The following is a 20,598-nucleotide window of genomic DNA, read 5'->3' as shown; positions in this document are numbered from 1 at the left end:
TTTCCTTATGCCTGCTCTGACAATAAAGCTTCCATATCTACGCCTTTATCCAAGCTAACGTAAGCCTTTTTAAAATCCTTACGGTAGCCTGCGCGTTGACCAAAACGCTTACTTTTACCTTTGACATTTATCGTATTAACGGCGACCACAGTAACTTCTAATAACTGTTCTACCGCTTCTTTAATCTCTTCTTTAGTTGCTTTACGTGCCACTTTGAAAACGAGCTGTTTTTTTGCCGTTGCTGAAGAAGACTTTTCGGTAACCAAAGGCCCCTGAATGATTTGTAAAATATATTCTTGTTTCATGACAGCCACTCATTAATTCGCTCAATCGCAAGTTTGTCAATCGCCACTTTTTCATGACGAAGCAACAACACAGGATCGATAGCCTCAACGTCCACAACCACAACAGAAGGAATATTTCGAGAAGCCAAAAACAGGTTCTCATTAAGGGACTCTGTAATCAGAAGAAAGTCTTGTCCAAATCCCATCTCAGCGGCATATGACACGAAGTCTTTCGTCTTGTTTGAAGAAAAATTCAATTCTTCCACAAGACAAAGACGGTCTTGACGTTGCAGTTCAGAAAAAATACTACGCAACGCAGCACGATACATTTTGCGATTGACTTTTTTACTATAGTCACGCGGTTTTGCAGCAAACGACACGCCACCACCACGCCAAATAGGTGAACGAATGGTACCTGCGCGAGCACGACCTGAACCTTTTTGTTTCCAAGGTTTAGCGCCACCGCCAGAAACTTCCGAACGTGTTTTTTGCGCTTTAGTTCCAGAACGTGAGCCTGCGAAATATGCGGTCACCACTTGGTGAACTAAAGGTTCATTAAAAGCCACATTAAATATATCATCTGCAACCGCGATGGAACCGGAAGCATTTTTAAACTTAATTTCCACGAATGCCTCCTTTATGCTTTTACTGACGGACGAATCACAACAAAACCGCCCTTCGCACCTGGAACCGCCCCTTTAATCAGAAGCAGATTACGCTCGCCATCCACGCGTGCAATTTCCAAGTTTTGGGTGCTACGCATTTTGTTTCCCAAATGGCCAGACATTTTCTTTCCCTTGAAAACACGACCTGGGGTTTGGTTCTGACCGATAGAACCCGGCACACGATGCGAAAGCGAGTTACCGTGTGTTTTACGCTGCCCGCTAAAATGGTGGCGCTTGATGGTGCCGGCAAACCCTTTACCAACGCTGCGCCCACGGACATCAACACGCTGCCCCTCTGAAAACAGAGAAACATCAACCGCGCTACCCAAACTAAATTGAGCAACATCTTCTGCGGCAATACGGAATTCCTTAATAACAACACCGGCAGCCACGTTAGCTTTGGCAAAATGCCCCGCAAGCCCCTTGCTGGTGCGATTTGTTTTTCGTTCGCCCACAGAGACCTGAACAGCATTATAACCGTCAGTAGCGAGCGTTTTGATCTGTGAGATGATGTTAGGCTTAACTTCAATAACCGTTACGGCGCAAGCACTACCATCCTCATTAAATATACGGGTCATACCTATTTTTTGACCCACTAAACCCATTGTCATATTTTTCCTCATGTAAATGAAAAAGGCGAGAGGAGGGCGGGTAACCCTCTTCGCCTTTCAGGACTTTCAAGAAAGGTGCGCGATTTTACTGCAACTCAATCTTTACGTCAACACCTGCCGCGAGATCTAACTTCATCAACGCATCAACGGTTTTGTCCGTAGGATCAACAATATCCATGATACGTTTATGCGTGCGCATTTCATATTGATCACGCGCATCCTTGTTGACATGCGGAGAAATCAATACGGTATAAATCTCTTTTTTCACAGGAAGCGGTACCGGCCCCTTAACTTGGGCACCGGCACGCTTAGCGGTCTCAACAATCTGCTTCGCGGAAGCATCGATCAGACGATGATCATATGACTTCAGACGAATCCGGATTTTTTGTGCATTTGCCATGGCGTTTACTCGATAATTTTAGCGACGACGCCAGCACCTACTGTACGACCACCTTCACGAATCGCAAAGCGCAGCCCTTCGTCCATAGCAATCGGCGAAATCAGGTGAACGTTCATCTTCACGTTGTCGCCCGGCATGACCATTTCTACGCCTTCCGGCAGAATGCATTCGCCGGTTACGTCGGTGGTACGGAAGTAGAATTGCGGACGATAGCCTTTGAAAAACGGGGTGTGTCGTCCACCTTCGTCTTTGGACAGAATGTACACTTCCGCTTCAAATTTGGTGTGCGGCGTGATAGTACCCGGCTTGGCCAATACTTGGCCACGCTCAACTTCTTCACGCTTGGTACCGCGCAACAGTACGCCAACGTTATCACCTGCCTCACCTTGGTCCAGCAGTTTGCGGAACATTTCTACACCGGTACAGGTGGTTTTCGCCGTCGGACGGATACCGACTATTTCGATTTCTTCGCCGACTTTGATAACACCACGTTCGATACGTCCGGTTACTACGGTACCACGACCAGAGATAGAGAAGACGTCTTCAATCGGCATCAGGAACGGTTTGTCAATGTCACGCTGCGGCTCCGGAATGTAGCTGTCCAGCGCGTCTACGAGTTTGATGATGGACGGTACGCCAATGTCTGACTGATCGCCTTCAAGTGCCTTCAGGGCAGAACCGATAATGATCGGGGTATCGTCACCCGGGAAGTCATATTCGCTCAGCAGATCACGAACTTCCATTTCAACCAGCTCAAGCAGTTCGGCGTCGTCAACCATGTCTGCCTTGTTCAGGTAGACAACGATATACGGCACGCCTACTTGACGGGAGAGCAGGATGTGCTCACGGGTTTGCGGCATCGGACCATCCGCTGCAGAGCAAACAAGGATTGCGCCATCCATTTGTGCCGCACCGGTGATCATGTTCTTGACGTAGTCGGCGTGTCCCGGGCAGTCTACGTGTGCGTAGTGACGGTTCGGGGATTCGTATTCAACGTGTGCGGTTGAGATGGTGATACCACGCGCGCGCTCTTCCGGCGCACCGTCAATTTGGTCGTAAGCCTTGAAGGTTCCACCAAAACGTTCTGCACCTACTTTGGTCAGCGCAGCTGTCAGGGTAGTCTTACCGTGGTCAACGTGGCCGATAGTACCGACGTTTACGTGCGGTTTGGTTCGGGAAAATTTCTCTTTAGACATGATTTAACTCCAAAAATAAAAATCAGGATTTGCTCTTGATGACTTCGTCAACAACGTTGCTCGGCGCTTCATTGTAGCAGTCAAATTCCATGGAATAGCTGGCGCGACCTTGGCTCAATGAGCGTAATGAGGTGGCATAGCCGAACATTTTTGCCAGCGGGACTTGAGCGCGGACAATCTTGCCGCTTGCTTCATCATCCATACCTTGGATGAGGCCGCGACGGCTGTTCAGGTCACCGATGACGTCGCCCATGTAATCTTCGGGTGTAGAAACTTCCACTTTCATCATCGGCTCCAGCAATACCGGCTTGGCCTTGCGTGCCCCCAGTTTGAAGCCTTCAGAACCGGCCAATTTAAATGCCATTTCTGAGGAATCCACTTCGTGGAATGAACCGTCAAACAGGGTAACTTTGACATCCACCACCGGATAGCCTGCCAGTACACCATTTTGCATTTGTTCTTGCACGCCCTTGTCAACAGCAGGGATGTATTCTTTGGGAACGACACCACCGACAATCGCGTTGACGAACTCGTAGCCAAAACCAGGCTCCTGCGGTTCGATACGCAGCCAGACGTGACCGTATTGACCACGGCCACCCGATTGACGCACAAATTTACCTTCTTGCTCGACACTTTCACGTAGTGCTTCACGATAGGCGACTTGCGGTGCGCCGACGTTAGCTTCTACTTTAAACTCACGCTTCATACGGTCGACGATAATTTCCAGGTGCAGCTCACCCATACCGGAGATAATGGTCTGCCCGGTTTCTTCATCAGTATGCACACGGAATGACGGATCTTCTTGCGCCAGCTTGGCCAAGGCCATGCCCATTTTTTCTTGGTCAGACTTGGTCTTCGGTTCAACCGCGACAGCTATAACCGGCTCGGGGAATTCCATCCGCTCCAGAATAATCGGCTTATTGACATCACACAGGGTTTCACCAGTAATGACATCTTTCAAGCCGACGCACGCTGCAATATCACCCGCATAGACTTCTTTGATTTCTTCACGGGTATTGGCATGCATCTGGACGATACGGCCGATACGTTCGCGTTTGTCTTTGACGGAGTTGAGCACAGTAGTGCCTGCTTCCAGGACGCCAGAATAGCAACGCACGAAGGTCAACGTACCCACGAACGGGTCAGTAGCAATCTTGAATGCCAGAGCGGAGAACGGTGCATTGTCATCCGCTTCGCGGCTATCCGCTTCTTCGGTATTCGGGTTGACCCCTTGAATCGCATCGATATCAACCGGGCTTGGCAGCAATTCAATAACCTTATCCAGCATCGCCTGTACACCCTTGTTCTTGAAGGATGAACCGCAAACGACCGGAACAATTTCGTTATTAATCGTGCGCTCACGCAGACCGGTGATAATTTCTTCTTCGCTCAGCGCCTCACCACCCAGATATTTTTCCATCAGGGTTTCGTTAGCTTCAGCAGCGGCTTCAACCAGTTTTTCACGTTGTGCTTCGCAGGCTGCAAGCAGATCAGCAGGAATATCGGCATATTTGAAGGTCATGCCTTTGTCATCCTCATTCCAGATAATTTCTTTCATCTTAATGAGGTCAATGACGCCTTTGAAGTTTTCTTCAGCACCAACCGGCAGTTGCAGCGGAATCGGTTGCGCATTCAGACGGTCTTCCATTTGTTTGACAACGCGCAGGAAGTCCGCCCCGGTGCGGTCCATTTTGTTGACGTAAGCGATGCGCGGAACGCGGTACTTGTTAGCTTGACGCCAAACGGTTTCAGTTTGCGGCTGTACGCCGCCGACTGCGCAGAGTACCAGGCAAGCGCCATCAAGCACCCGCAGTGAGCGCTCTACTTCAATGGTGAAGTCTACGTGCCCGGGAGTATCGATGATGTTGATGCGGTGTTCATCGAATTGACCACCCATGCCTTTCCAGAAGCAGGTCGTCGCAGCGGAAGTAATCGTAATCCCGCGCTCTTGCTCCTGTTCCATCCAGTCCATCGTCGCTGCACCTTCGTGCACTTCGCCGATTCTGTGCGACATACCGGTGTAGTAAAGGATGCGCTCGGTCGTCGTCGTTTTGCCGGCGTCGATATGCGCCATGATACCGAGGTTACGGTATCGGTTAATTTGGGTTTTGCGTGCCATGTGTTTGTTTGACTCCTTATGGTGAACGCGTTACCAGCGGAAGTGGGCGAACGCGCGGTTCGCTTCCGCCATACGGTGCGTATCGTCGCGTTTTTTGACAGCTGCGCCACGATCTTCCAGCGCTTCGAGAAACTCGGCAGCCAGACGCTGCGCCATGGATTTCTCGTTACGTTTGCGTGCCGCATCAATCAGCCAGCGCATCGCCAAAGCGTTTTGACGGACCGGACGCACTTCGACCGGAACCTGATAGGTCGCGCCACCCACACGGCGGGATTTGACTTCTACCGCCGGACGGACTTTTTCCAGTGCTTCTTCCAGTACTTCTACCGGTTGCAGCTGTTTTTTCTCGGCAGCTTTTTCCAACGCTTCATAAACCACTTTTTCTGCGACGGATTTTTTGCCACTCACCATCAGGATGTTGATGAATTTGGCAACGACGACGTTACCAAATTTCGGATCCGGCAGAATCTGACGGATCGGTGCACGTACTCTTCTTGACATAAGACGGTTTCCTTAAGTTATGACTTGGGACGTTTGGCGCCGTATTTGGAACGACCTTGTTTGCGGTCTTTCACGCCAGCGGTATCCAGCGCACCACGCACGATGTGGTAACGCACGCCCGGCAAGTCTTTGACCCGTCCGCCGCGAATAAGCACCAGGGAGTGCTCTTGCAGGTTGTGCCCTTCACCGCCAATATAGGCGGTTACTTCGTACTTGTTGGTCAAACGGGTACGTGCAACCTTGCGCATCGCAGAGTTCGGTTTTTTCGGCGTGGTGGTGTACACACGGGTGCACACGCCACGTTTTTGCGGACAGCCCTGCAGTGCAGGAACGTTGTTTTTTTCTTTCTGGCGCGTACGCGGGCTGCGCACGAGCTGGTTAACAGTTGCCATGAATAAAGTTCTCCAAACTTTTCATAAATTTAATTTCAGCGGCGCTACGCCAAAGGTGGCGCATAGTATGCCCCTGCTTCTGGGATGTCAAGCCCGCGCAACGCTCACGCTGCCGCGGGAACTTGACTGGCATGATGACTTACTCGGTGTCGTCAGCACCGTCGACTGGCATTTCTGCTTCAGCCATCACCATTTTTCCGGTTTCTGCCAGCGTTTCCGCTTCGGCATCTTCTTCTTTGACCATCTCGAACAGCGCCTGCTCTTCTTCGCGGTTGGCGCGACGCTGTTGGTGATAGGCCAAGCCTGTACCTGCCGGAATCAGGCGACCGACGATAACGTTTTCTTTCAGACCGCGCAATTCGTCGAAACTGCCCAGCACCGCGGCCTCGGTCAGGACGCGGGTGGTTTCCTGGAATGAGGCCGCCGATACGAAGGACTCGGTTGCCAGGGATGCTTTGGTGATACCCATCAACACCGGTTCGTAACGCACCGGCAGTTTGCCCTGGGCTTGCAGGCGGTCGTTCTCGCTGAGAACGCGCTGCAAATCGACCTGCTCGCCGACGATCAGACGGGATTCGCCGGCATCGAGCACGATTACCTTGCGCAGCATCTGGCGCACGATAACTTCGATGTGTTTGTCGTTGATTTTTACCCCTTGCAGGCGGTAAACGTTCTGGATTTCGCGCACGATATGTGCTGCCAGTTCCGCCACGCCACGCAGGCGCAGGATGTCATGCGGGGTCAGTTCGCCATCGGCCAGCACGTCGCCCTGTTTGACCTGTTCGCCTTCAAAGACGTTGAGACGACGCCATTTCGGGATAAGGATTTCGATGACTTCGTTATCCTCTGCGCTGATGATGAGGCGTTGTTTGCCTTTGGTTTCTTTGCCAAAGGAGACGGTACCGGTTTTTTCAGCGAGAATCGCCGGCTCTTTCGGTTTGCGCGCTTCAAAGAGGTCGGCAACGCGCGGCAGGCCACCGGTGATGTCCGCGGTTTTCCCAGACGCCTGCGGCATACGCGCCAGAACGTCACCCACTTCTACCTTGGCACCATCGTCCAGGTGAACAATCGCGCCGCCCGGCAGGAAGTAGTTGACCGGGATATCGGAACCAGCCTGTTTTACCGGCTGGCCGTTGTCGTCCAGCAGTTGAATCAGCGGACGCTTGTCCTTGGCGGAAGTGGAGCGCAGCGCGTTATCCATGATGGTCCGTACCGTCAAACCGGTGTCGGCATCGGAGGATTCCTGGACGGTAACGCCATCTTCGAAATCCTGGAAGACGATGCGACCGCTCACCTCGGCGATAATCGGGTGGGTGTGCGGATCCCAGCTGGCGAGCAACTGTCCCTGTTTGACTTCGTCACCGTGCTCGATGCCAAGCGTTGCACCGTAGGGCATTTTATAGCGCTCACGTTCGTGGCCGTTCTGGTCAATGACCGACAATTCGCCAGAGCGGGAAACCGCGACCAGTTTGCCGTCTTTGTTAGTGACCGTTTTGATATTGGTCAGGCGCACGGTACCGTTGGTCTTCGCTTCAACGGAACCAACCGCGGCCGCGCTCGATGCTGCCCCGCCGATGTGGAAGGTACGCATCGTCAGCTGGGTACCCGGCTCACCGATGGATTGCGCGGCGATGACGCCGACGGCTTCGCCGACGTTAACGCGGTGTCCGCGCGCCAAATCACGGCCATAGCACTGCGCACAGACGCCGTAGCGCGATTCACAGGTAATGACCGAGCGCACCACAACGCGATCCACGCCCGCGCTTTCCAGCACGGCGATTTCTTTTTCTTCGAGCAGGGTGCCCGCATCCAGTACGACGGTACCGTCTTGATTGACGACCGGTTCGGCCAGTACGCGTCCCAACACGCGGTCACTCAGGCGCTCGACCACATCGCCGCCTTCAACCACCGCCTGAATTTCAAAGCCGCGCGTCGTGCCGCAGTCTTCTTCGTTGACGACTACGTCTTGCGAAACGTCCACCAAACGGCGGGTAAGGTAGCCGGAGTTTGCGGTTTTCAGCGCGGTATCGGCCAGACCTTTGCGCGCGCCGTGGGTAGAGATGAAGTATTGCAGGACGTTCAACCCCTCACGGAAGTTCGCGGTAATCGGTGTTTCGATGATGGAGCCGTCCGGCTTGGCCATCAGACCACGCATGCCGGCGAGCTGACGAATCTGCGCCGCAGAGCCCCGCGCGCCGGAGTCCGCCATCATGTACACGGAATTGAAGGATTCCTGCTTGACGGTTTCGCCGTCGCGGTTGACCACATCTTCCTGGCGCAGGTTGTCCATCATCGCCTTCGCCAGTTTTTCGTTGGCGCGTGACCAGATATCGATGACTTTGTTGTATTTTTCGCCTTGGGTAAGGAGACCGCTGGCGTACTGGTCTTCGATTTCCTTCACTTCGTTTTCAGACGTTTGCAGGATTTCCGCTTTCGCCGCCGGCACGACCATATCGACGATACCGATGGACGCGCCAGAGTAGGTCGCGTAGCGGTAACCGGTGTACATCAGCTGGTCGGCGAGGATGACGGTTTCTTTCTGGCCAATCTGGCGGTAGCACTGGTTGATCAGGTTGGAAATCGCCTTTTTGTTCATCGCACGGTTGATGAGGTCAAACGATAGCCCTTCCGGCAGGATTTGCGACAGCAGCGCACGGCCAACGGTAGTCTGGATGCGGCGGAAATTTTTGCTGCCGTCTTCAAAGAGGTCCAGACGCACTTCAATCTTCGCTTGCAGGTGCACTTCGCCCGCTTGGTAGGCGCGCTCTACTTCTTTGATATCGGCAAAGCGCATGCCCTCGCCTTTCGCATTGACGCGTTCGCGCGTCATGTAATAGAGGCCGAGTACCACGTCCTGCGACGGCACGATAATCGGCTCGCCGTTGGAAGGCGAGAGGATGTTGTTCGAGCTCATCATCAGCGCGCGCGCTTCCAACTGCGCTTCCAGCGAGAGCGGTACGTGCACGGCCATCTGGTCGCCGTCAAAGTCAGCGTTGAATGCGGCACAAACCAGCGGGTGCAGCTGAATTGCCTTACCTTCAATCAGGATCGGTTCAAACGCCTGAATGCCGAGGCGGTGCAGGGTTGGCGCACGGTTGAGCATGACCGGGTGTTCGCGGATCACGTATTCCAGCGCATCCCAGACTTCCGGCTCGTCGCGCTCCACCATCAGCTTCGCCGCTTTGATAGTCGGTGCCTGTTCTTTTTCAATCAGCTGCTGGAAGATGAACGGTTTGAACAGTTCCAGCGCCATGCGTTTCGGCAGGCCGCATTGGTGCAAGCGCAGGGTCGGACCAACCACGATAACGGAGCGGCCGGAGTAGTCGACGCGCTTGCCCAGCAGGTTTTGCCGGAAACGCCCCTGCTTGCCCTTGATCATGTCGGCAAGCGACTTCAGCGGACGCTTGTTGGAACCGGTGACGGTGCGGCCACGACGGCCGTTATCGAGCAGCGAGTCAACCGCTTCTTGCAGCATCCGCTTCTCGTTGCGGACGATGATGTCCGGCGCGAACAGCTCCAGCAGGCGCTTCAGGCGGTTGTTACGGTTAATGACGCGGCGATAGAGATCGTTCAAATCGGAAGTCGCAAAGCGGCCGGAGTCGAGCGGCACCAGCGGACGCAGGTCAGGCGGCAGTACCGGCAGCACGTTGAGAATCAGCCATTCCGGTTTGCCGACGACTTTTTTCGGGTCATCCGGGTCAGGGACGAAGGCGTCAATCAGGTTGATGCGCTTCACCAGACGTTTTTTCTTGGTTTCGGAAGAGGTTTGCTCCAACTCTTCTTTCAGCGTTTGCAGGACATCGCGCCAATCGGTGCTGCGCAGGATTTCCTGAATCGCTTCCGCGCCCATCATCGCCTTGAATTCGTGACCGTATTCTTCCACCGCATTCAAATAGGCTTCTTCGTTGAGCAGCTGGTTCTTTTCCAGCGGCGTCATGCCCGGATCGAGGACGATGAAGGATTCAAAATACAATACCCGCTCGATTTCACGCAGGGTGAGGTCAAGCAGCAGGCCGATGCGCGACGGCAGCGATTTCAAAAACCAGATGTGCGCGACTGGAGTAGCCAGTTCGATATGCCCCATGCGCTCACGACGAACGCTGGATTTGGTGACTTCCACGCCACATTTTTCGCAGACAACACCGCGGTGCTTGAGGCGCTTATATTTGCCGCAGAGGCATTCGTAATCTTTGATAGGCCCGAAGATTTTGGCGCAGAACAGGCCGTCGCGTTCCGGCTTGAAGGTGCGGTAGTTGATCGTTTCAGGTTTTTTGACTTCACCGAACGACCAAGAGCGGATCATGTCGGGAGAAGCGAGGCCGATGCGGATGCGATCAAAGTCATCCACGCCGTCCTGCGGTTTGAACATATTGATGAGTTCTTTCATGTGAAAACCTGCCTGCGTTGATTATTCCTGTTCCAGATCGATGTTGATGGCGAGGGCCTTGATTTCCTTGGTGAGTACGTTGAACGACTCCGGCATGCCGGGATCGATCTGCAAGTTGCCATCGACAATGTTTTTGTACATTTTGGTGCGGCCTTCGACGTCGTCCGATTTCACCGTCAGCATTTCCTGCAGGGTGTAAGCGGCGCCATAGGCTTCCAGCGCCCACACCTCCATCTCCCCGAAACGCTGCCCGCCGAACTGGGCACGGCCACCAAGCGGCTGTTGGGTGACGAGCGAGTACGGCCCGGTAGAGCGCGCGTGCATTTTGTCATCAACCAAGTGGTTCAGCTTGAGCATGTACATGTAGCCGACGGTGACGTCGCGGTCGAACGGTTCGCCGGTGCGGCCGTCGTAAAGGCGGGTCTGACCACTCTTCGGCAGCCCGGCCAACTCCAGCATGCGCTGCACTTCGGCTTCTTTCGCCCCGTCAAAGACTGGCGTCGCCATCGGTACCCCGGCACGCAGATTTTGGCAAAGGGCGACGAAATCACCGTCATCAAGACTGTCGAGCGCTTCGCGCTGGCTGTCATGGTTATAGACTTCGTTCAGATAATCCCGCAATTTGCGCGGTTTTTCATTCTGGTCAAGCATTTCGCCGATGCGCAGCCCGATACCACGCGCCGCCCAACCGAGGTGCGTTTCCAGCACCTGGCCGATGTTCATCCGCGAAGGTACACCGAGCGGGTTGAGGCAGATATCAACCGGGGTGCCATCTTCCATATATGGCATGTCTTCCACCGGAACGATGCGTGACACCACACCCTTGTTCCCGTGGCGACCCGCCATTTTGTCACCCGGTTGCAGGCGACGTTTGACGGCAAGATAGACTTTGACCATTTTCAGCACCCCCGGGGCAAGGTCGTCGCCTTGGGCAAACTTGGCCTTTTTTTCCTCGTAGTAGTCCTGCAACTCGCGCCGCTTGTCGAGCAGCAACTGGTGCATACCATCGAGCTGTTCGTTGATGTCAGCTTCTTGCAGGCGCAGATCAAACCACTGCTCCGGCTTGAGTTCGTTCAACAGCGCCTGATCGACCAAGTCGCCAGACTTACGCTTCGGCGCCTTTTTGACCGCCTGACCGAGCAGCAATCGCGCCACCCGTTCGTGAATATCGCTTTCAAAGACGCGCAATTGGTCTTTAATGTTTTTGGCGATGCTCTCGATTTCCATCGCCTCGATTTCTTTCGCGCGCGCGTCTTTTTCCACACCATCACGGGTGTAAACGCGCACGTCCACCACGGTACCGTCCATACCGGTCGGCACGCGCAGCGAGCTGTCTTTGACGTCAGAGGCTTTCTCGCCAAAAATCGCACGCAAGAGTTTCTCTTCCGGTGACTGCGAGCGCTCGCCCTTCGGTGTAACTTTACCGACGAGAATATCGCCCGCTTTCACCTCCGCACCGATATGAACGATACCGGTGCCATCCAGTTTCGCCAACGCACTTTCCTTGACGTTCGGAATATCGCTACTGATTTCTTCCGAGCCGAGTTTGGTGTCGCGCGCGACGCAGGTCAGCTCCTCGATGTGAATGGTGGTAAAGCGGTCTTCCTGGACAACACGCTCGGAAATGAGGATGGAGTCCTCGAAGTTATAGCCGTTCCAAGGCATGAAGGCGATGAGCATATTCTGCCCCAGCGCCAGTTCGCCCAAATCGGTGGACGGGCCGTCGGCGAGTACATCACCACGCGCGACCACATCGCCCGGCTTGACCAGCGGCTTCTGGTTGATACAAGTGTTCTGGTTGGAGCGGGTGTATTTGGTGAGGTTGTAAATATCCACCCCCAGACCGCCCGGCTGCACTTCATCATCATTGACTTTGACGACAATACGCGAGGAATCAACGAGATCAATCACCCCGCCACGCTCGGCGCGCACCAATACGCCGGAATCGCTAGCAACGACCCGCTCCATACCGGTGCCGACCAAGGGCTTATCGGCGCGCAACGTCGGCACCGCCTGACGCTGCATGTTCGAGCCCATCAACGCACGGTTAGCGTCATCATGCTCCAAGAATGGAATAAGCGAAGCGGCGACGGAGACGATCTGCTTCGGCGAAACGTCCATATAATCAATACGGTCAGCACGCGCCAGCATGAATTCATTTTCGTAGCGGGCAGAGACAAGATCGTCGCGGAAAGTGCCGTCTTCATTAAGCGCGGCATTCGCCTGGGCGATAACGTATTTGGATTCCTCAATTGCAGAAAGATATTCCGTTTCCATCGTCACCTTGCCATCCACGACTTTCCGATACGGCGTTTCAAGGAAACCGTATTCATTGGTTTTGGCATAAACGGCAAGCGAGTTGATCAAGCCGATGTTCGGACCTTCCGGCGTTTCAATGGGGCAGAGACGACCATAATGCGTCGGGTGTACGTCGCGCACTTCAAAACCCGCGCGTTCGCGCGTCAGGCCACCCGGGCCGAGCGCGGAAATACGGCGCTTGTGAGTGACTTCCGACAGCGGGTTGTTCTGATCCATAAATTGCGACAACTGCGAAGAGCCGAAGAATTCTTTGATCGCGGCGGAAACCGGTTTTTGGTTAATCAAATCTTTCGGCGTCAATTGTTCGGATTCAACCTGGCTTAGGCGCTCTTTAATCGAGCGCTCGAGGCGCACCAAACCAATGCGGAAAGCATTGGCTGCCATTTCACCGACGCAACGGATGCGGCGATTACCGAGGTGGTCAATATCATCAACCGTACCGTCACCATCTTTAATGGCAATCAGTGTTTTCAGGACGCGGACAATATCTTCCCTGGAAAGCACGCCGCTACCTTCTTTTTCCTCAATCCCCAAGCGGCGATTGAATTTCATCCGCCCGACGCGGGAAAGATCATAGCGTTCTTCATTGAAAAAAAGATTTTCAAAAAGACCATCTGCCGCATCTTTCGTTGGCGGTTCACCCGGACGCATCATGCGGTAAATTTCCGCCCGCGCATTATCCTGATCAGTGCTTTCATCAGCACGCAAAGTATCAGCAATATAAGCGCCACGGTCCAGCTCATTGACATAAAGCGTTTCAAACGTTTTTACGCCCAATTCAATAAACTTCACGATATGCTCTTCGGTAAGAACCGTATTGGCCTGTAAAACCAACTCGCCGCTTTCCTTGTCAATTAAATCCTTGGCAAGAATCTTGCCAACGACAAAGTCCATTGGCACGACTTGGCTGGTAACGTTCTTTTCTTCCAATTGGCGCACATGGCGGGAAGTGATGCGTTTGCCAGCTTCGACCAACACTTCGCCATCGGCCATAATATCAAAAGCAACCGCTTCACCCTTGAATTGCGCTGGCTGGAATTTCATTTCCAGCTTGTTTTTGCTGATTTTGAAAGTTTGCGTTTCAAAGAACTCGCCGAGAATTTCCGCATCCGTATAACCAAGCGCGTGCAAAAGCACGGTCACCGGCAATTTACGACGGCGGTCAATACGGCAATAGAGCAAGTCTTTGGCATCGAATTCAAAATCCAGCCAAGAGCCACGATAGGGAATAACGCGGGCAGAAAACAACAATTTGCCGGAACTGTGACCAACGCCTTTATCGTGGTCAAAAAACACCCCCGGAGAGCGGTGCAGCTGGGAGACAATGACACGCTCGGTACCGTTAATCACGAATGTTCCGTTATCGGTCATCAACGGCATCTCGCCCATAAAGACCGGTTCAGATTCAATAATTTGTTTCAGCTTGCGCTTGTCGTGATTCCCCTTGTCATAAATGGCAAGACGCATCCGGACCCGCAATGGCGAGGCATAGGTCACACCACGTAACTGACATTCGCGTACATCGAATTCAGGTCGCCCCAATTCATAGCCGACATATTGCAATTCGACCAATCCATTATGGCTTTCAATCGGGAAAATGGAGGAAAACGCCTCATGCAGGCCAATATCGGCGCGTTTGTCCGATGGAATACCCTTCTGCAAAAAGTCACGATAAGAATCCAGCTGCATCGATAGCAAATAAGGTGTATCCAGCACGGTGGGATGTTTGCTGAAATTTTTGCGGATGCGTTTTTTCTCGGTAAACGTATAAGTCATAACGGCATTAACCTCGGACGTCAGAACATGCGCAGGGCACGGAAAATCGGGATTCATAAAAGATCATGCGATAACAAACGGCTGCATCAAGCTGCCATTTCCAGTCGCATCATCTTTCACAGACGACAAAAAGTACCGGCGCGCAAGCGCCAGTACTTTCAGAAAAGAACCAAAGGAACTTACTTGAGTTCCGCTTTGGCACCGGCGCCTTCGAGTTCAGCCTTGATTTTTTCAGCTTCTTCTTTAGCAACGCCTTCTTTCAGGGTAGACGGAGCACCGTCAACTGCTTCTTTGGCTTCTTTCAGACCCAGACCGGTCACAGCGCGCACGACCTTGATGACAGCAACCTTGTTGGCGCCAGCATCAGTCAGAACGACGTCAAATTCAGTCTGTTCTTCAGCAGCAGCAACCGGGCCAGCAGCAGCCGGCGCAGCAGCAACTGCAGCAGCCGCAGTAACGCCGAATTTTTCTTCCATTGCAGAAATCAGATCAACGATGTCCATAACTGTCATTTCAGCAATGGCATTGAGGATATCTTCTTTAGCGATAGCCATTTTATACTCCAAAAATTAAATCAAAAATGTTAAACAATACCCAAGGCGCAATTACGCAGCCTTGCTTTGGCGAATAGCATCAATAGTACGAACCAGTTTGCCCGGAATTTCGTTGAGGGTGCGCGCAAATTTGTCAAGCGGCGCACGCATACAAGCCATAAGCAATGCCAATGCCTCTTCTTTAGTCGGCAGCTTGGCCAACCGTTCCAGTTCACTGCCCGGCAATACTTCACCGGAAACACTCAGAAACTTGACCATTTTTTTGTCAAGCTTGTCGTTTTCCTTGAAGAAGTCGCGCCACAAACGTGCAGCTGCGCCCGGGTCTTCCATTGAGAAAGCCAAAACCAGCGGACCAACCAGACGATCTTGCGTACACGCAAATTCCGTCCCGTCAAACGCCCTTCTGGCCAGGGTATTTTTAACCACCCGCAGATAAACCCCGGTTTCGCGGGCACGTGCATGCAGTTGCGTCATATGCGCCACAGTCAGACCGTGGTATTCCGTCGCAACCAACGCGTATGCCTTACCAGCGACTTCGCTGATTTCCGCAACAACCGCTTTTTTGCTGGTTAAATTTAAGCCCATTCCATACTCCTTAAGTCGGATCGGGTTACCCTAACACCACCAGTTACCTAGTGGACCTTGGTATAGCCTTTTTCAGATAGCTGAAGTTGACCTACCATCTATGCAGGAAATTAAGTTCTGGCGAACACCTGCAGTCTTTGACGATAGCTGCCATGCAGCTATCCCAAATTCCAAGTTCTCTTACACGCCCAATGAAGCGACATCCACCGCGATACCCGGCCCCATGGTGGTAGACAAAAATGCTTTTTTCAGATAAATGCCTTTAGCTGCAGCCGGACGTAATTTGTTAACCTCAGCAACCAAAGCACCCAAGTTTTCTGCCAGCTGTTGCTCGGTGAAACTGACTTTACCGATCATCGCATGAACTACGCCACCTTTGTCAGCACGGAAACGTACTTGACCAGCCTTGGCATTTTCTACAGCAGTTTTAACATCCGGTGTAACCGTACCCACTTTCGGGTTCGGCATTAAGCCGCGCGGCCCCAACACTTGCCCTAACTGCCCGACAACTCGCATGGCCGCAGGTTCTGCGATAACCACGTCAAAATCACTACGCCCACCCTTGATTTCATCGGCAAGCTCATCCATACCAACCAGATCAGCACCAGCCGCTTTTGCTGCGTCGGCAGCCGCACCTTGTGCAAAGACGGCGACACGAACAGATTTACCTGTACCATTCGGCAGCACTGCAGCACCACGCACGACTTGATCGGACTTGCGTGGATCAATACCTAAGTTGATAGCCACATCAACAGATTCAACGAATTTCGCCGCAGGGATAGATTTCAGAAGTGTCAGTGCATCCATTAACGAGTACACTTTGCCAGCTTCTACTTGTGCGCGATAAGCTTTAGCGCGTTTAGACAATTTGGCCATAATCAATCCTCAACCTTCAAGCCCATGGAACGCGCACTACCTGCGATGGTATTAATACCTGCCTGCAAATCTGCCGCAGTTAAATCGGGCTGCTTGACCTTAACGATTTCCTCCAACTGGGCGCGGGTAACTTTTCCTACTTTCTCCGTATTGGGTCGACTACTTCCAGATTTAACTCCCGCTGCTTTTTTCAGCAGATAAGATGCAGGCGGCGTCTTGGTAACGAAAGTGAAACTGCGATCACTATAAACTGTGATCACGACTGGAATGGGCATACCTGCTTCCAGACTTTGCGTCTCAGCATTGAATGCCTTACAGAATTCCATAATATTTACGCCATGCTGACCAAGGGCCGGACCAACCGGAGGACTCGGATTCGCTTTGCCTGCCGCAATTTGCAGCTTGATGTAGCCAGTAATTTTCTTAGCCATGATTTTACTCCTGATGGGTAATAACGCCTTGCGGCTCCCCTGTTTTTACAGATCTTTCTCAACCTGGTGGAACTCAAGCTCCACCGGGGTTGGTCGACCAAAGATGAGTACGGAAACTTTCAGCCTGCTTTTTTCATACATAACTTCTTCTACCGTACCCATAAATTCAGCGAACGGACCATCAATAATCCGCACTTCCTCACCTACTTCAAACAAGGTTTTCGGACGTGGTTTTTCAATCCCCTCTTCGATGCGACGCAAAATCGCTTCCACTTCATGTGCAGGAATGGGCGCAGGACTCTCAGCAGTACCACCGACAAAACCCGAAACACGCGGAATGCTACGCACGACATGCCAGGTCGTGTCATTCATTTCCATTTCAACCAACACATAATTGGGAAAGAATTTGCGCTGCGAATTGCGCTTCTTGCCATCCTTGATTTCGACAACTTCTTCCGAAGGAATCAAAATTTGCCCAAAACTATCCTGCAATCCTTCGCGCTCAATGCGTTCCATCAAAGCACGCTTAACCTGCCCCTCAAATTGGGAATAGGTCTGCAATACATACCATTGCTTTGACATCAGAGTAGCGCCTTGACAATACTTGTGAGTATCCAGTCAAAAATACTTAGCACAATAGAAAAGATCGCCACCAAAAGCAAAACCACCATTGTCGTCTTGACTGCATCATCTTTGGTCGGCCAGCGCATTTTGCGCATTTCAATTCTTGCGCCACGCATCAAAGAAAGGATATATGTGCGATGGCTGGTCGGCCATAGCGCGGCTGTAGACGCAACTAGAGAAGCCACAACAACGCCAAAGCGGACAAAACCGGAAGCCCCGGTTAAAAATGTTGTTGAACCTGCCAGATAAAAACCGCCCAAAAACAAAATTACGGCCAACGCCGTAAACAAGGGATCTGTCGATTTCTTCTGCTGTTCTGCCGTGCTTTGTTGCATCACGTCCCTCTGGAATCTGGCAGGCGAGGAGGGACTCGAACCCCCAACCGACGGTTTTGGAAACCGCAACTCTGCCAATTGAGCTACTCGCCTGTACTTTCTGTTGAAAAGAGGGCGGGGATTATATCACCGCCCTCTGCATTTTCAAGTTTTATTACTCGATAATTTTAGCGACGACGCCAGCACCTACTGTACGACCACCTTCGCGAATCGCAAAGCGCAGCCCTTCGTCCATAGCAATCGGCGAAATCAGGTGAACGTTCATCTTCACGTTGTCACCCGGCATGACCATTTCTACGCCTTCCGGCAGAATGCATTCGCCGGTTACGTCGGTGGTACGGAAGTAGAATTGCGGACGATAGCCTTTGAAAAACGGGGTGTGTCGTCCACCTTCGTCTTTGGACAGAATGTACACTTCCGCTTCAAATTTGGTGTGCGGCGTGATAGTACCCGGCTTGGCCAATACTTGGCCACGCTCAACTTCTTCACGCTTGGTACCGCGCAACAGTACGCCAACGTTATCACCTGCCTCACCTTGGTCCAGCAGTTTGCGGAACATTTCTACACCGGTACAGGTGGTTTTCGCCGTCGGACGGATTCCGACGATTTCGATTTCTTCGCCGACTTTGATAACACCGCGCTCGATACGACCGGTTACTACGGTACCACGACCAGAGATAGAGAAGACGTCTTCAATCGGCATCAGGAACGGTTTGTCAATATCACGTTGCGGCTCCGGAATGTAGCTGTCCAACGCATCAACGAGTTTGACAATAGACGGCACACCGATGTCTGACTGGTCGCCTTCAAGTGCCTTCAGGGCAGAACCGATAATGATCGGGGTATCGTCACCCGGGAAGTCATATTCGCTCAGCAGATCACGAACTTCCATTTCAACCAGCTCAAGCAGTTCGGCGTCGTCAACCATGTCTGCCTTGTTCAGGTAAACAACGATATACGGCACGCCTACTTGACGGGAGAGCAGGATGTGTTCACGGGTTTGCGGCATCGGACCATCCGCTGCAGAGCAAACAAGGATTGCGCCATCCATTTGTGCCGCACCGGTGATCATGTTCTTGACGTAATCGGCGTGTCCCGGGCAGTCTACGTGTGCGTAGTGACGGTTCGGGGATTCGTATTCAACGTGTGCGGTTGAGATGGTGATACCACGCGCACGCTCTTCCGGCGCACCGTCAATTTGGTCGTAAGCCTTGAAGGTTCCGCCAAAACGTTCTGCACCTACTTTGGTCAGCGCAGCTGTCAGGGTAGTCTTACCGTGGTCAACGTGGCCGATAGTACCAACGTTTACGTGCGGTTTGGTTCGGGAAAATTTCTCTTTAGACATCTCAATCCGCCCAAAATAAAATTATGAAGAAGAATAGGAAACAAAAAAGATGGAGCCCATAACCGGATTTGAACCGGTGACCTCTTCCTTACCAAGGAAGTGCTCTACCTGCTGAGCTATATGGACTTTTTAGGTGCTGGAGCGGGTGATGGGAATCGAACCCACACCATCAGCTTGGAAGGCTGAGGTTCTACCATTGAACTACACCCGCAAGTTGAATGGTGGAGGGGGTAGGATTCGAACCTACGAAGGCTGAGCCGGCAGATTTACAGTCTGCTCCCTTTGACCGCTCGGGAACCCCTCCGGGAAAGTAGGCGCGCATTATATACAGCGCGCTTGCGACGTCAAGCGCTACTTGATTTTTCCGCCCTGAAGTTTTTTAACTCTTTAGATTGCAAACGGTTTATTTCGCAGAAAGCGTCGCAGCAAGACGGCGATTTTCCACATCATACGCAGCCAGCTGTCCGCCCCAGGCATAACCGCCATCCAGGCAGACGATATTCCCTTCCGTACGCAGCCCCAAGCTCGCCCAATGTCCGAACAGTTGCCGCCAACCGCAGGTTTGTGCAACACTGAACCACGGCTGCAATCCTTTTGTTTTCTTTGGTTTGTCCTTCGCCTCCAGATTCAGGCTGCCGTCTTCATTAAGGTAGCGCATCCGGCAAAACGCATTGACGGCGAAGCGCCAATAATCCATGCCGCGCAACTCTGACGACCACTGGTTTGGCAGATTGCCAAAAATCTCGCGCAGGAAATCGCGGTAGCCGCTGCCGCGCAACTGCGCCGATACCGCAGCGCTTGCTGCCTGCCCTTGTTCCAGCGACCACTGCGGGAACAGCCCTGCATGCGACATCACCGTCTGCAAGCGTGTATCGGCATATAGCAGCGGAAATTTTCGCAGTCCGTCAATCAATTCCTCGCCGTCATCCGCTTGCAACACTTCCAGCGTGGACGCTTGCAACTTGTTCCCCGGAAAGCGCTGCGCCTGCACCAGAATCGAAAAATCATGATTACCGAGTACCACCCGCTTGCGCGCGAGGCCATGCACAAAGCGCAGTACTCCCGCCGAATCCGGGCCGCGATTGACCAAATCGCCGACAAACCACAGCTCATCGCCATCGCCATAACCCGCCTTGTCTAACAAGCGCAACAGCGCCTCGTAGTGCCCGTGCACATCACCAATCGCCAGAATCGCCAT

General features: G+C 52.7%; 18 protein-coding genes and 4 tRNA genes. All 22 read right to left on the bottom strand.

Features of this window, described 5'->3' with window-relative positions; genetic code table 11:
* Window positions 1-5: 5 nt before the first annotated feature.
* A complete protein-coding gene (rplW, locus tag EL199_RS03915) occupies window positions 6-305 on the bottom strand; it encodes a 50S ribosomal protein L23 (protein ID WP_004138931.1) in 300 nt (99 codons plus the stop codon).
* Window positions 302-910, bottom strand: coding sequence for a 50S ribosomal protein L4 (gene rplD, locus EL199_RS03910; protein WP_040354340.1), 609 nt, complete (start codon window positions 908-910; stop codon window positions 302-304). Before rplD ends, rplW begins: the two co-directional genes overlap by 4 nt.
* An 11-nt stretch (window positions 911-921) precedes the next feature.
* A complete protein-coding gene (gene rplC, locus EL199_RS03905) occupies window positions 922-1,560 on the bottom strand; it encodes a 50S ribosomal protein L3 (RefSeq protein WP_040354338.1) in 639 nt (212 codons plus the stop codon).
* Window positions 1,561-1,645: 85 nt separating this feature from the next.
* The gene (gene rpsJ / locus EL199_RS03900; protein WP_004138926.1) at window positions 1,646-1,960 is read right to left on the bottom strand and encodes a 30S ribosomal protein S10; all 315 of its coding nucleotides are present in this window, start codon (window positions 1,958-1,960) and stop codon (window positions 1,646-1,648) included.
* Window positions 1,961-1,965: 5 nt separating this feature from the next.
* Window positions 1,966-3,156, bottom strand: coding sequence for an elongation factor Tu (tuf, locus tag EL199_RS03895; protein ID WP_126316002.1), 1,191 nt, complete (start codon window positions 3,154-3,156; stop codon window positions 1,966-1,968).
* A 22-nt stretch (window positions 3,157-3,178) separates the two neighbouring features.
* Window positions 3,179-5,275, bottom strand: a complete 2,097-nt coding sequence (gene fusA / locus EL199_RS03890; protein WP_004138922.1) for an elongation factor G — start codon at window positions 5,273-5,275, stop codon at window positions 3,179-3,181.
* A gap of 30 nt (window positions 5,276-5,305) precedes the next feature.
* Window positions 5,306-5,776 (bottom strand): 30S ribosomal protein S7, encoded by a 471-nt coding sequence (gene rpsG, locus EL199_RS03885; protein ID WP_004138920.1) that lies wholly within the window; start codon window positions 5,774-5,776, stop codon window positions 5,306-5,308.
* A 17-nt stretch (window positions 5,777-5,793) separates the two neighbouring features.
* Window positions 5,794-6,168, bottom strand: a complete 375-nt coding sequence (gene rpsL, locus EL199_RS03880; protein ID WP_006984585.1) for a 30S ribosomal protein S12 — start codon at window positions 6,166-6,168, stop codon at window positions 5,794-5,796.
* 139 nt (window positions 6,169-6,307) lie between these two features.
* Entirely contained in the window at window positions 6,308-10,555 is a 4,248-nt protein-coding gene (gene rpoC / locus EL199_RS03875) for a DNA-directed RNA polymerase subunit beta' (protein ID WP_004138916.1), read from the bottom strand.
* 21 nt (window positions 10,556-10,576) lie between these two features.
* Window positions 10,577-14,650 carry a DNA-directed RNA polymerase subunit beta gene (rpoB, locus tag EL199_RS03870; protein ID WP_004138914.1) on the bottom strand — a complete coding sequence of 1,358 codons (4,074 nt, stop codon included), beginning with the start codon at window positions 14,648-14,650 and terminating at the stop codon, window positions 10,577-10,579.
* A 179-nt stretch (window positions 14,651-14,829) separates the two neighbouring features.
* A complete protein-coding gene (gene rplL, locus EL199_RS03865) occupies window positions 14,830-15,204 on the bottom strand; it encodes a 50S ribosomal protein L7/L12 (protein WP_004138912.1) in 375 nt (124 codons plus the stop codon).
* A 51-nt stretch (window positions 15,205-15,255) separates the two neighbouring features.
* On the bottom strand, window positions 15,256-15,789 hold the full coding sequence (rplJ, locus tag EL199_RS03860; RefSeq protein ID WP_004138909.1) for a 50S ribosomal protein L10: 534 nt from the start codon (window positions 15,787-15,789) through the stop codon (window positions 15,256-15,258).
* A 180-nt stretch (window positions 15,790-15,969) separates the two neighbouring features.
* Window positions 15,970-16,665 carry a 50S ribosomal protein L1 gene (gene rplA, locus EL199_RS03855; RefSeq protein WP_004138907.1) on the bottom strand — a complete coding sequence of 232 codons (696 nt, stop codon included), beginning with the start codon at window positions 16,663-16,665 and terminating at the stop codon, window positions 15,970-15,972.
* A gap of 2 nt (window positions 16,666-16,667) precedes the next feature.
* Window positions 16,668-17,096: a 50S ribosomal protein L11 gene (gene rplK, locus EL199_RS03850; RefSeq protein WP_004138906.1), complete on the bottom strand. Its 429-nt coding sequence runs from the start codon at window positions 17,094-17,096 to the stop codon at window positions 16,668-16,670.
* Window positions 17,097-17,141: 45 nt separating this feature from the next.
* Complete coding sequence (gene nusG, locus EL199_RS03845; RefSeq protein ID WP_004138904.1) at window positions 17,142-17,678, bottom strand: transcription termination/antitermination protein NusG; 537 nt, start codon at window positions 17,676-17,678, stop codon at window positions 17,142-17,144.
* Entirely contained in the window at window positions 17,678-18,055 is a 378-nt protein-coding gene (gene secE / locus EL199_RS03840) for a preprotein translocase subunit SecE (protein ID WP_004138902.1), read from the bottom strand. Before secE ends, nusG begins: the two co-directional genes overlap by 1 nt.
* 17 nt (window positions 18,056-18,072) lie before the next feature.
* Window positions 18,073-18,148 (bottom strand) — tRNA-Trp (locus EL199_RS03835).
* Window positions 18,149-18,209: 61 nt separating this feature from the next.
* Window positions 18,210-19,400, bottom strand: coding sequence for an elongation factor Tu (gene tuf / locus EL199_RS03830; protein ID WP_079541704.1), 1,191 nt, complete (start codon window positions 19,398-19,400; stop codon window positions 18,210-18,212).
* A gap of 50 nt (window positions 19,401-19,450) precedes the next feature.
* A tRNA-Thr gene (locus EL199_RS03825) sits at window positions 19,451-19,526 on the bottom strand.
* Between the two features lie 11 nt (window positions 19,527-19,537).
* Window positions 19,538-19,611, bottom strand: a tRNA-Gly gene (locus tag EL199_RS03820).
* A gap of 8 nt (window positions 19,612-19,619) precedes the next feature.
* Window positions 19,620-19,704 (bottom strand) — tRNA-Tyr (locus EL199_RS03815).
* A gap of 99 nt (window positions 19,705-19,803) precedes the next feature.
* Window positions 19,804-20,598, bottom strand: a complete 795-nt coding sequence (locus EL199_RS03810; protein ID WP_004138900.1) for a symmetrical bis(5'-nucleosyl)-tetraphosphatase — start codon at window positions 20,596-20,598, stop codon at window positions 19,804-19,806.

Source organism: Cardiobacterium hominis, from assembly GCF_900637305.1.
Lineage (GTDB): Bacteria > Pseudomonadota > Gammaproteobacteria > Cardiobacteriales > Cardiobacteriaceae > Cardiobacterium > Cardiobacterium hominis.
This window is presented reverse-complemented; position numbering and strand designations above follow the sequence as displayed.